The sequence below is a fragment of the Paenibacillus sp. FSL R5-0623 genome (genome assembly GCF_037974265.1).
Classification (GTDB): Bacteria; Bacillota; Bacilli; order Paenibacillales; family Paenibacillaceae; genus Paenibacillus.
Genome location: NZ_CP150233.1, coordinates 5,692,335 through 5,705,600 on the forward strand (window position 1 = coordinate 5,692,335; position 13,266 = coordinate 5,705,600).

General features: G+C 40.7%; 11 protein-coding genes. 1 reads left to right on the forward strand and 10 read right to left on the reverse strand.

All coding sequences use genetic code 11. The annotated features are described in order from the left end of the window. Positions 1-16: 16 nt before the first annotated feature. The 8 genes from MKY92_RS25010 to MKY92_RS25045 all read right to left on the reverse strand — a co-directional run bounded on the left by MKY92_RS25010 (position 17) and on the right by MKY92_RS25045 (position 10,576). Positions 17-2,089 carry a hypothetical protein gene (locus MKY92_RS25010; protein WP_339298021.1) on the reverse strand — a complete coding sequence of 691 codons (2,073 nt, stop codon included), beginning with the start codon at positions 2,087-2,089 and terminating at the stop codon, positions 17-19. Then, entirely contained in the window at positions 2,086-3,993 is a 1,908-nt protein-coding gene (locus MKY92_RS25015) for an ATPase, T2SS/T4P/T4SS family (RefSeq protein ID WP_339257328.1), read from the reverse strand. Before MKY92_RS25015 ends, MKY92_RS25010 begins: the two co-directional genes overlap by 4 nt. Before the next feature lies 1 nt (position 3,994). Further along, positions 3,995-4,834: a hypothetical protein gene (locus tag MKY92_RS25020; protein ID WP_017692338.1), complete on the reverse strand. Its 840-nt coding sequence runs from the start codon at positions 4,832-4,834 to the stop codon at positions 3,995-3,997. A gap of 1 nt (position 4,835) precedes the next feature. Next, on the reverse strand, positions 4,836-5,519 hold the full coding sequence (locus MKY92_RS25025; protein ID WP_339298022.1) for a hypothetical protein: 684 nt from the start codon (positions 5,517-5,519) through the stop codon (positions 4,836-4,838). A gap of 14 nt (positions 5,520-5,533) precedes the next feature. Continuing rightward, entirely contained in the window at positions 5,534-6,568 is a 1,035-nt protein-coding gene (locus MKY92_RS25030) for an SAF domain-containing protein (protein WP_339298023.1), read from the reverse strand. Between the two features lie 32 nt (positions 6,569-6,600). Continuing rightward, a complete protein-coding gene (locus tag MKY92_RS25035) occupies positions 6,601-7,860 on the reverse strand; it encodes a hypothetical protein (protein ID WP_339298024.1) in 1,260 nt (419 codons plus the stop codon). A gap of 14 nt (positions 7,861-7,874) precedes the next feature. Further along, on the reverse strand, positions 7,875-8,939 hold the full coding sequence (locus MKY92_RS25040) for a hypothetical protein (RefSeq protein ID WP_339298025.1): 1,065 nt from the start codon (positions 8,937-8,939) through the stop codon (positions 7,875-7,877). Positions 8,940-9,418: 479 nt separating this feature from the next. Continuing rightward, positions 9,419-10,576 carry a Gfo/Idh/MocA family oxidoreductase gene (locus MKY92_RS25045; protein WP_339298026.1) on the reverse strand — a complete coding sequence of 386 codons (1,158 nt, stop codon included), beginning with the start codon at positions 10,574-10,576 and terminating at the stop codon, positions 9,419-9,421. A 110-nt stretch (positions 10,577-10,686) separates the two neighbouring features. On the opposite strand from MKY92_RS25045, the gene MKY92_RS25050 reads away from it, so the two are divergent. Next, the gene (locus tag MKY92_RS25050; RefSeq protein WP_339298027.1) at positions 10,687-11,559 is read left to right on the forward strand and encodes an AraC family transcriptional regulator; all 873 of its coding nucleotides are present in this window, start codon (positions 10,687-10,689) and stop codon (positions 11,557-11,559) included. Positions 11,560-11,633: 74 nt separating this feature from the next. Here the strand turns inward: MKY92_RS25050 and MKY92_RS25055 are convergent, their stop codons facing one another. After that, entirely contained in the window at positions 11,634-12,383 is a 750-nt protein-coding gene (locus MKY92_RS25055; protein WP_339298028.1) for a DUF3600 domain-containing protein, read from the reverse strand. Then, positions 12,370-12,957 carry a sigma-70 family RNA polymerase sigma factor gene (locus tag MKY92_RS25060; protein WP_339298029.1) on the reverse strand — a complete coding sequence of 196 codons (588 nt, stop codon included), beginning with the start codon at positions 12,955-12,957 and terminating at the stop codon, positions 12,370-12,372. The genes MKY92_RS25055 and MKY92_RS25060 overlap by 14 nt, the downstream gene beginning before the upstream one ends. Between the last annotated feature and the right edge of the window lie 309 nt (positions 12,958-13,266).

The following is a 13,266-nucleotide window of genomic DNA, read 5'->3' on the forward strand; positions in this document are numbered from 1 at the left end:
AAAAATCAATCCCCTCTTAAATGGTTTGTAATTGTGTTGATATATCACTTAGTTGTTTGAATGACATGTAGAGGAATGGGAAGACCAGATATAGTGCAATCAGCAGTGCACCTGGTGTCCAGCCAAATAACTTGCCATACGATGTTTTCTTTCGAATCAAACGCTCCAAACGCTCTTTCTTCTGCTCAGCATAGTACTCTTGTTCCATCTCCAGATCGTCAAACGCTTCACGTAATGATAGCTTATCTACCGCTTGCATTAGACGTTTCACGATTCTACCAAACGAATCAAACGGCGCATCCGATTTCAGCATTTTCAAGGCTTCCTCTGCACCACTATCATAATTGAGCAGACATTTTTGTAGCGCTGGTCTGAAAATAATACTGTATCGTTCCATCCACTCAAGTACGGTCTCCACAGAGATCCGTTCAAATTCACACAGAATCGAGATTAACACATGGAATTGGTCCACTTCATTTTGCATTTCCAATGCGCGTAACCGACGCTGAAATTGTAAAATCCATATGGTGATGTAATACCCTGTAACTCCAAAGCCTATAGCGATAAGGAGTTCCCACCATTTTAGATACTCATTGTTCACAACGGTTACTTTACCGATAATCCGATTGACAGTATTATTCATAGCCACATCTGTTAATGGCTCATTTGAATGAGTTTCTATGGACTGAACAACCTGTTCTCGCGTCAAATCTTTATTTGTCCGAAGATCTTCGATAATTTGGTTGTCCATTGTCGTTACCTTATTAGCACGCTCCAATTCATCCGCATTCATATATCCAAGAATGTTCGTTGCTTCTGACGTCGGTTTGCTGAATATATGATGTACGCTGTTGTAATGTAAGAACACAGAGAACACAATTACACCAATAAACGCGGAGACAGAGATAACGATTCGGTGGATATACAACCATTCCAATGTTAGATGAGAGTTTGCCTCTTTGAGGAGCATGTTGGTTCGATGATGCTTCCTCGTATTTGGAGATGGGACCAATCGATCCACGATCCACTTGACCCAAGACCATGAATATGCTTTCTTTTCCCACTCTTTTCGCGGACCTTTAGCTACATATTTGGCTTCATCATTCTCCGATAATTTACGAATTAGCAAGTAACAGATTACAGCTGAAGCGTATATGAACATTCGAACTAAAAAACCAATTCTGCTGTCATAGAACTCTGTCGTAATTGGAAAATAGTTTTCCGCCCAACGCTGTAACGGAAACGACAGCAGGATTGGAATAAGTGCAAGTAAGGTCAATCCGCCTAATTTGTAACGTAATTTTTGCCTTCTCATCAGGTCATATCTGATCTCTTGCACGAATTTATTAATGGCATTCAGATACATGGAGCCCTTTTGAACGTTGCGGTCACCGTACTCCATAATCAAATGAGACACTCCGGAAAAAACTTTCAAATAACGGTTAGGCGCAACCGCATAGTATTTTTCCAGCTCTCGAGCAGGATCCTTGGATGTTAATACTTCGTGAATCCTCTCTGTCTGGAGCTTGATGTCATGTGGTGACGATTGTGCAGCCTGGTACAAGGCCTCATCAACCATCCGCACTTCCTGATAATGATGACGATCATCCTCCAGAACGTTCGAGAACTGTTTTAACAGACGATCTTCAACCCGGTTCACAAAAATATCAATGCACAATTCGTTTATAACGATAGCTGCTAACGCTCCAAAGAATAATGCCATCCAACTTTTACTGATTATTGCCAGTACAATAAGACCAATAATGATAGATCCTAGCGTCAAATAGGTAATTCGCATCGTTTCTTTACGCAATGAATACTCATCGTAGGTGTTGATCGCAGTCAGACGTTTACGAATCTTCAGAATCTGTGACTTGACGATCGGAACCTTGATCAGTTGATGATATGATTTCTGGTAAAACACCAACAATTGTCTTGGTGTTTTTCCTGTTACATTTTTAGAAGAAGGCCATACATTCTCACGATTCTTCTTCCGCTTGCGATCTTTGAGAATTAGATAAAGAAGTATTCCGCCCGAAATAAGCAGAGCACCGCCTGCAATGGCAAAGATCCATATCCATTTATTCATTGAGCCTGCCCCCAATGCGCATTCAGAAACTGCCCGAAGTTCTCACGATCTTCCTCGTTCATGTTAAACAACATTTTTTCGATTTTTTCAGGAGAGATTGGAGACACAGCAACGTATTCACCATTACGGTATTCAATGATATTTCGTGCATTCCATACTCTTCCACTATTTCTTCTGTACACTTCTCTTTGAAGATTGACCAAGGCATCCAACTTACTCTCAATAGAATCACCTTTGGATAACACTTCTTCATGCTCCAACGTATCCGATTCAAATCGAACAGGTGTGATCTCAGTTATTCGCTCAATGTAACGTTTACCGTTCATTTCCTTACGCATGTGAACATCCCATTGCACCGCATTTGCTACCTGTTCTTCTGCGATACGCTCATTCTGGAACACACCGGTTTTGAGCAATGAGTTCCGCAAAGACCATACCAATTCACGTGCAGAGGTCGCATGATGTGTAAAGATCGTAAACAGACTTGCTACCTGCGACATCTGTATCATCCAAGCTGCCACGGGATCCGTAGCGACTTCCCCCAGAATGTTTACAGAACCGTCCGTTTTCTTCTGAAGGTCTAGTCCAGCTTGTCCGGCAATGTTCTCGGTTTCTCGCAATGCCAGTGAGTTACGTTGTGGATATAGTCTTCTTAGATGCAGCTCAAATGTCATCTCTTGAATCCTCAAAGTTAACGTAGCGTATATGTATTTAACTGAGGCCATGACCAAAGATGTCTTTCCTGAACCCTGAGGTCCAGTAAATGCAGTAACCTGCGCACCTTTCATCAGGTACTTAATCATATCTCTAGCTAATTCAGCATTTACGGCATCTTTGGATGAGATCAGATGATCCAATTTCATATTTGGTAGATCAAACTTCCTAACAAAAAATGCCCAACTCTCTGCAAACGGCGGTCGAACAACCACGACCCTGGATCCATCTTTCATTTCATTGACTTTAAAACCGTTCGTCTCCGTTAGTTGACCTGGATTGTCATACTTATAGATGTTCTGACATACCCTTTTCAATTCTAGGTCGGTTTCAAAACTTAAAAACGATAAATGTATAGATTTACCTCGAAAGAAAATCCATACGCTCTGGTACCCTGGATACTTATATTGCTTCATTCCTTGCAGTAATGAAATCTCATCTTCCACAATCTGCATATTGGTTGGAACACCTGATACCCCACCAGATACACCATCAATGGACATATCACGAATTTCGTCAATAACGCCAAACCCTTTATAATGCTGGTATACACGCTGCACAACGATAGCTAACTTATCATCAAACTCCAAACCACCACGTGCTTCTTTGACAAAAATGGAGTCAATCTCATCACCCGTAATTACATATGAATCTACCGTTCCATCTTCAATAACTTTTTTTGGTTGATCCAATTGATACTTATCGATTAACTTGGATAGACCTTGAAATCCGTGCTTCTTTTTATATAAATGAAGCAAAATATCAAATTTATCTTGTTGTGTTAATTGATCTTCATCCTCAAAAGGAATGATTCTATCGATATTATCATCGTTAAAACCATAATTACGTTCCAAAAGATCAGATATAAATTGCTTAAGATAAATCTTCTCTTGTATGTCACCTGAAGTCGCATTTTTCATGGCACTTCTTAGCTCAGCTACAACTCCCAGACGACGATTGTATTCCTCGCTTGTCATTCCCATATCCAACAAGTTACTGTTTACGTACTCATTAATCATGGTTTTAACGTATTCAAGAAGATAATCAAATTGGAACCGTTCTTCATTTTCATTTTTCTGACGTGTTCCAACCTGACCAGGTTTTCTGTTCAGCTTCAAGAATAAATACGCAATTAAAACAGCTACGATCAAAACAATTGCGAGGAAATTAATGGTGAAATTCAGTCCCATCTTAATTCCCTCTTTCAATTCGCTTCAGTTTGGTGTTAATACCAATCTCATGCAGTATTGTTTTTGCAGCACGGCCAACTTCCTGTATGAAGTAATGATTTTCATGACTGCTGCCGACAAATCGATTTCTAGCAAAGAAACCTTTAATGTCACCATCATTTAAATGATCTTTGAAGCTTGTATTATAGGGAATTGTCAATATAGGAGCTTTGAGCTTGTACTTGTTGGCTATATTTTTGATCTTATATTTTGACATAGGATCATACTGCGTCATAAGAAGCAGATGTGGCTTTTCTTCAAGTACCTCTGGCCAATGCTTCCTTTGATTGTCAAAATATTTTTCTAGTACACTTATATTTTGATTCACACAGATAACCACCAAATCTGCATCCCTGATCAGGCTGTTAGAGACCTCGTTATCCTGCCCACTTCTAGCATCCAAAAGTGAAATGCCATAGTATTCTGCCGCCATACGAAATACCATATTCACAGCTTCGATCGAACCCTGTTGTGGTCGATTAAGACGTTCACTTCCCCAAAGAAGGTCCAAACGATTCCGCTCTACCATTAGTGTATAATTTTTAACACTATTGCGTTCAAGCTTACTGCTCTTCGCAACACGCTCTAATGAGTCGAGCCCCAATCCACCAATGGCAAAAAATTGCCGATTATATTGATTAATTGTTTTATTGAAAAACCGCTCCATATCCCCGTCCGTCCGCTGCGGCTGAGATACTAAAGTTCTCACATCATACTCCAACCCGATAAATGCAGCCAAAGCAGCGGTTGCACTGGTTACGCCTAATCCATGCTGCATACCCCATAATGCAATTTTACCCATGTTAATTACTCCTTTCGGCCCGCTTCCATAATGCGTTAACTTTTGACGTTTCCAACCCAAGGATGAACTCTACCGCCTGTTTAATGACTAGTTTGTATGAACTGGACATACGTTTGACCATGACTGTATTTTTATATTGATTAATAATCTTCAGTGTCTGATCACGTTCATCAGGATAATAAACAAGACTCTCTTTCCACAATAAAGGTAGTTCATCCAGCAAACTATCCATATATTTTTCGTCCAGATGATTACTAACCTCATAAATAATTTTCGTTACCGGAAGGTTAACAGAGGATAACTTTTCTCCCTGGAAGTACGCGCGAATAAGGTTAACGTTTTTCTGAATAACAGGATTCTCATAGGAAGTCACAACATAAACAAAATCCACTTCTGGCCAATCAACCAACGAAGCCTCGTCATTACAATCTATGAGTACAAAATCATATTTCTGTTCTTCCAGATTATGCATCAGGTCCTCATATGAATGGACATCTTCCATAACATCAAATTGATCATGAGTGTTCATCGTGAGAGAATGATCAATTTTAGGGAATACGAACTCATAATCCTTATTTTGCGTTGCGTCTACAATCAGAACCCGATGATCCATTGACAACAATTTACCAAGGTACATCATAAAATCCGTTTTATCATAGTGGCCCATAACAAGTATTTGTTTCATCTTGGTCTCCTTATTTACTGTGCAGGTTCACGTGTATTGCTATCATTGAAAAGACTACCTGAGTCTGAAGTTGCATTTGGTGTATTCCCAGTATTACTTTGCTGGTTCATATCAGTTGAGTTTTCATTCATCAGAGAATTATCTTGCTGAGATGTTGGTGTGTTTCCTTGTCCTTCTGTCTCAGTAATGTACTCCCTTGAGTTCATCTCCGTCGTATTACGTCCACTGATATACTTTTGTCTGTCTTCATCACTCATGGACTGAATATCTTGTTCTAATTTTGCTCTTACTTGTCGTTCGAGAGCCGTTGTTGCCAATCCAACAATATTAGGATTAGATTCAATGAGATCCAATACTTTAGGATTAGATGGATAGTTGATGATTGCACCATCTTGCATGTAAGGATCAACATAACTTAATGCATAGATAGAGGCATCATTGATGTAAGCATCTACAATAGCACTTGACATCGTCAAAATTTCTTTTTCAGTCATTTTGTACCATATCGTCCCATTATTTAAATCTTCTACTTTTTTCTTAGAAAGTACTATGTAATCCTGACCTGTTGCAAAACGAATCCGAACATCTACAAATTCATCTTTTTTCAACTTTAAAGGAAGCTGTACTAGACTAAACTCTTGGTTTCTAAGGTCTTTGGGTGTTATTCCATCTTCAAACAACATTGGTGTGGTGATAATAGAGTTTTTCTGAAGATCAATCTTAATCCTTTTCCCTACAATCTCTGCTTGCTCTACTGTATTTTGGGGTACCGTACTAACCGGTACAACTAGAGAACTCACGTCATCTTCTGTAATTAAATCTCCGGCCTTATGATCATCATTCAGTACGATCACTTTCATCTTATCTTCATTCAACTTCTTCTGTGCATCTTGAAGTTGTTGCTCAATCTGAAGTGTTCGCTCAACATATCTTCCTTGAATATAGTCAATAATAAAATAGCCAGCGATAACACAAACAAATAAAATGATCGCCCCCCCAATGGAAGCGGACAGAAGCAACTGCTTCTGCCTAAAACGAATCTTAGACATAACGAACTCCTCTCAATCCAACATGATTAATCTTAATTATTCACGACCAATAATATAATCAAAACAATAATAATAACGATGCACAGTCCAAGGACACCATACAATAATGCTTTTGAAGATATCTTCTTAGAGTCCCCCATGTAGCTCTTCATCAACTTGTTTAATACCGAGTCTGTATCTCCTTGGTGTTTATAGGGATCAGCATGTGGTGGAATTCGATAAACAAGATTCCCTGGAAGATCTTTTCGAATATCTTGGATACTGAGATTTTCAACAAATGGTACACAATAAACCCAATTAGACTGATCCATTTTTTTATGTAAATCTCTAAATCTTCTAATCTTTCCTTGTCGCCACTCGCTACCTGCACCGAGCACAATATTTACACTCGCTCTGTAGAACTCTTTACTCCAGTCACTTTCTTCAAAGCTCCCGATATCCAAAATCAAGTAGTCATGTCCTGCTGTAATCAGATGGTTAATATCCAATTTGTTATTATTCTTGTAATACTCCACGCCCTCTATAGAGAAGTGGATGTTATTGCTTTTGAAATCCTGTGTTCCTTCATACGCGTTCTCAATACTTGTAAAGTCACTTGAACTATTGGCCTCCACTAGACCTACAGAGTAACCTTTACGTTTTAAATAATTTGCAATTAATATACTCTGATGAGTTGATCCGACTTTGGATTCAACACCCATAACTGCAACTAAAATGGTTCCGATGATCCGATCTTTAAGAATGATTCTTTCTTGAATCGGCACATCTGGAAGTTCCAAATCCATGACATCTGATGAGTCAAAACTGCCAGCAGAGGTTAATTTCGCTGTATAGCGATAAATGCGATCCTTTATCTTTTCAAGATCAGAATCATTGGATTCCCAATCCTCTTGTCCATTCCCAGTTACCTCACCTTGACTTGGCAATAAATTGCGCAGTGCTGGAATAATGGACTTTGGCTTCGTTCCTGGCGAGGTTGTAACAACGTTGATCCCCATGTCTGCCAATTCATGAACGACTCCGTCATCCTCATAACGATCAAGAGCAATGACAATAATTCGAGTATTTGAACGCACTGTTCGATATTGACTAATTCCACGTAGAAAAGTATTTGAATCGGTGCAGTCTAAATCAGTTATAAATGCATTGATGTTAATTCTAGCTACAGCTTCGCAAAATTCGATAAACTGACCACTCTCAAAGCGACCTACTTTTTCAAAACTAACATCTGTATTCCCTATGGCTTCATGTACTAGCGTAGAAGCTTTACTGGAAATGATAACCGCATTCACTATGTTTGCCTCCATTAATCCGCTAAAATTTTACTTTGGTCTAGATCAAAGATTCTATTAAGCCCACTTTGCTTCGTTCGAATAGCGCCTTCTTTCGCCTCACGGATATGATCATCCAGTGTAAATTCAGGCTTAGTGTCAATATACCCAATCAGTACAGTACTTGAGGCTTCAACATCAATTTTCATCCTTATGGAGTTAGCCAGCTCTGCTAATGGTAAATTAGAACTTGTTATAAGAGCTACAATGACATCACTTTGGTAACGTCCAGCAAATCCACTACCTTCCAAAGCCCTGCCCACGGCTCTTCCCGCTCTCTTAAAGGACTCTTCCTCCGAAATGTGGGTTGGATTCTGAATTTCTATGTATAATACCCCTACTGTCTTCCCTTTGGATAAAGCTTGATTAGCTTGATGAATAAAATGTTTTTGCGTGAACAAACCTGTTACTTCATCCCGTGTTGATGTGTATGTCGCTGCTTGCATAACCCCAATAATTTTTTCAAAAATCATCGTGAACACTATGAAGCTAACAAAAACACTCAAAATCAAACTAAGTTCTGCCAATAGTTCATAACCTGTAAATGCGCCCGAGAGATGCAACAATAGCTGCATTGCAAAAAGGATCGTTACCATAAAATACTGTGGATTTAGCCCGACATCCGGAAAAATCTTGATGAGTGTGTACAATGTCACACCTACTACAGAGAGAAACACTAAAAAGGAACTCATTTGTACGGGTAAGAACAAAGACATTGCGGCAGTAATCAAAGTAACCCCAGTTCCGCCTAAATGTACATAAAGTTTGTCTGTTCGTTTGTTGTAGTAAAGTCGAAATATCCCGATTTGAGCAATTATCATTCCAGCTGCATAGAGTGATATGAAAAACATATATGCAGACATGAGCTTATGAGGCATCAGAGCCATACCCGCATTTGCGAATAACATTAAAGAAAAAGCTCCCAAAAACTTTAAGTATGTTGGGTTTCGCCATTTCCTGTACATTAAAAATCCAATGATAAATAAAACAATATTAATAGACAACATAGAACCGATTGTTAACTTCCCAAAATCCCCCATGCAGTTCTTTTAACCCACTTTCTTGAAAATTATGTAATTTCATGAATTTTACAATTCCAATTTTTCATTCATTTTTCCCATTTTAAATATAATCAAATTCTTATCTAATTTGGTTCTTAGTACCTAGCATTTGGATAAATAAGTAACAGTAGATTAAATAATAGACCCATTTCAGCAATTTTACAACATATTTTTGTTATTTATGACCAATTGTACCTAAGAATATAGTCCTTTATTTTCACAACAGTCCTAGACATTGTTTAGTTCAGATCCGAAATTCCCTTTTTCATTTCCAATTAAATTGAGAGGTAATGAAAAACAAGAAAATTTCCAAGTATGTTTCCAACCAAAAAAACTGCCAGATCAATTGATCTAACAGCGTTTTCTTGGATATTTCACCCACTTGTTCTATAGTTTTTCATATTGCTCTTATCACAAAAAAAATGATTAAATAGTCTAAAAAATACTAGAAATTTGCATTAAAAATCCAACTTCCTCCCGAGTGTAATACTCGAATCCTCGAAGTTGTCCACCGTCGTCTTTTTTTCATAAAAGTGTACGGCATGTTGCATAATTCCTTCTCTTGTGTAAAACGCGTCTTCCGCCCCTAGTGGAAAAACAACCTTCTCTCCCGTACTTGCCGACTTATAGATACCCACAATCAGTTCAAGCGTATTCCGACCACTTTGGCCATCCACCAAAAGGGGTGATCCTGTCTCAATAGCATTTAACACATTCTCAACTTGCCCAGCGTGACCGACATGAGTAACATCAGGTAATTCGTGAGCGAGCTTCTGAATCTGGTGTTCCAACTCTCGATTCGGTTCCGGAAATCCGTTATTCCGCGCGGTAGAAGCAACCACTTTCCAAGGTGCAGATACCCGGGCTTTTTTGCCCTGAAAAATTAACTGCTGCTCCTCTCCGTGATGTACGACGGAACTGGTAATCATGCCAAGCGCCCCTTCCTGGAAGCGAAGCATCGCCATGGATATATCCTCAACTTCGGCATTATCATGTGCCGTATTTGCCATCATCGCCTGTAATTCCACTGGAGGTCCCATCATCCAGAGCATGGCATCAATATGATGCACCGCATGATTAAGGGTACAGCCTCCGCCTTCTTTTTCCCATGTCCCGCGCCACCACAGATCATAATAATTGTGGCCCCGCCACCAGAACGAATCAACCTGCACATGTACAATCGGTCCCATCCGTTTACTGTCCAGCACACCTTTTAACTTCATCATTGGTGTCGTAAAACGATTCTGTGCTACTACGGATAACAACTTGCCACTTGCTTGCGCTGCTCTCAACATCAGATCCGCTTCCTCCAGGGAAGATGCCATCGGTTTTTCAACCAACACATGTGCACCTGCTTGCATGAAATCACACGCAATGGGAGCATGCGTATACGGCGGCGTACAGACTGATACCAGATCAATGTTTAGGGCGAGTAAATCTGTGTAATCCGTGACAGCTTGTGCACCTTCCAGACCATATTCATTAATTCGCTTCTGTGCTTTTTCCACGTAAATATCGACCACAGCAACAATCTGACATCGCTCAGGGAACGCCAAATATGCTGAGATATGCGCTCCACTAATTGCACCTGCTCCGATAATCGCCACTCTTAACATCGTTACAACCTCCCTTATTCCCTTCACAATACACAATAATAAAGCGCTTTTATGCGTTCATCTTGTGGTAAAATATAACTATCTTGAGCATGATAAGGGAGGTATTCATAATGTCCATCATCCTGGGAGAACAATTTAATCTGGCCTGTCGTCGTACATCCAACACTACGTTTCGCGAAGTGTTTCATGCTCATTCCCAGATGGAGATAACCTATATCCACGAAGGATATGGGCAGTTGATAACGGAAGGTCAGGTTTTCTCCCTTGAACCCGGTATGCTCATGATTTTTCGTCCTTTTCAATTGCACCACATCCAGATTCAAGTTTCCAGACAGCAGCCTTTCATTCGAAATGTACTCATGGTTGAACTTGATCTACTGAAGGCACATTGGCCCCAATTTATCGTTACTCACCACTTCATACAGGATCTGCTGGAAGAGCAATCCCCCATTCAGCCCATCCGACTTGCTGCCACATCCCCACTCGTTCAACGAATGGAACAATATGCAGATACGTATCCAGGTCTGCTTCCTCATGAAATAGAGGAGGATACACGCCTCTTTTTATTGGAACTGCTCGCACAACTTCGCTATCTGTGGCAGGACGGGCAGCAACACCGCTCCCAAGATGTACTCTCGTCCAGTGCAAACGTTCTTCACCCTCATGCTGAAGCCATCATGCAATGGATTGAGCAGCATTACCATGAACCTTTTCGTTTGGAGCATATCGCAGATACTCTTCATCTGTCCCCCTATCATCTATCTCATGTATTTAAAAAAGCGACTGGCACCACCATCGTTGCTTATGCTCAAGCTACCCGGATTCGTCATGCCTGTGTGCTGCTCACTCGGTCCTCCCTTTCCGTTCCCGAAATCGGTCACCGTGTCGGTATGACCAGCCCCTCCTACTTTTGCAAAGTATTCCGTACTACCACAGGCTCTACACCACATCAATATCGGCTGAAGGTGCAGGGGAGGAAGTAATGGATCACAACAACAAGAAAGAAGCGAAAGAATTCACTTCTCCGCTTCTGCTCCTCTTTCACAGTTCACCCGATTCACCGCACATCAAGCCCCAACCGTTTCAAATAGGGAATTAGGCGTCTCTCTAGCTGCCTTAAATCATCCTTCTGTTCCGCTGACAAGCGTTCCTCATGGATACTTCCATCCTTGTCCATCACCATAACTTTGTATTTTTTCATTTGTTCGTAGACAGACTTGAACTCACGATATTGTTCCTTGGTAAATGTTTTCTCTGCCTGTTCCAACTGTTCCTTCCAAAATTGCTCCTCGTCCATCAGTTGGGTGGAGGATCCTCCACCCACAGCTTCTAGCTTCTCAAAAAACGGTTCCAGCTCAGCTACAAGAAGGTTATATCGTTCCTGCTCCACTGTATTCCACTGCTCTGGATGCATATTGCCCTGAGAATCGGGATACTTCACGGCCATTTGCCCTAATTGCTTCAGCAAGTCCATATATTGAACAAATTCTTCTTCACTGAAATGGGCCTTGGCCGTCTGCAGCTTTGCTTCCAACCTCATATAATCCTCAGCTGTTCCCCCCATAGCAGCGATATTCTCCTGTGAACCATATATTCCGTCTGCGAGATAGGTGTACCCTGCGTAGGCTCCGGTGGGAATAATGAGTACAGCAGCCAAGATCCCCGTGACCAGCCATTTTTTTCGATTTCTTCTGATGTGTGAATCATTTCGAATACCATCCATCATTTTATGTTTAATTCTCGCAGGAACGGACCAGTCTTGGGTCTCTTCCTGGTAGGCTGTTCGCAACTGTTCATCGAGTTTCATGCAGATCCTCCACCTTTCCCCGCAATCTTGGATTCATCTTCTCTTTTTGTCTCAACTTCGCCAGCGCCGCATGTATGCGCGATTTTACGGTTCCGAGCGGAATCGCCAATATGTCAGCAATCTCCTCTTGCGTATATTCATTCAAATAATGAAGTGTGACCACCTGCTGCAGCTTGTACGGTAAACGGCGCACCTGTTCCAGCAGAAGACGATTGGCCAGTTTGTTGATCAAATCAGTGGAAAAATCATATTCCATACCAACTACAGATTTTTCGATCCGCTTGCTAAACCGAAACTGCATCAACCTTTTGCGTCGATAACTCTGAACCTGTCGCATCGTCACCCCCATCAACCAGGGACGAAAAGCACGCTCCGCATCATATCGCTCTAATGACCGATACGCCTGAATGTAAATCTCCTGTACCACATCCTCCGCGTCAGACTTGTCCTTGATGAGAAATCGTACAGTTTGATATATCCTCGTCACTGTTTTCTCATATAATTCTCCATATGCTTCTTCATGCCCCGCCCGTATTAACGTTACAAGTTCTATGTACTCATCTTGCTCACTCATTATCCATCCCCCTCCTCCTTACACTATATATTGGCATGCCAGCATCATAGCGTTCGATTTATTTATTGAATGAGTAGGCATGGCTGAATCTGATACAAAAAAGACCTATGGTGTTTATCATGATATAATATACCTAATTTTGATATAATTGGAGGTTTTGCATCTGAGTTATAAGATCCCCTTTGGTCTTTTGCTATTATCTATTTCGATCATCGGATTTGTAATCGCCAGAACCCACCTTGAGGCCTACGCCACGGTATATAGACTTATTGGGATCTTGGTTATCTTATCGTCTCTTTTTCTTTCGAA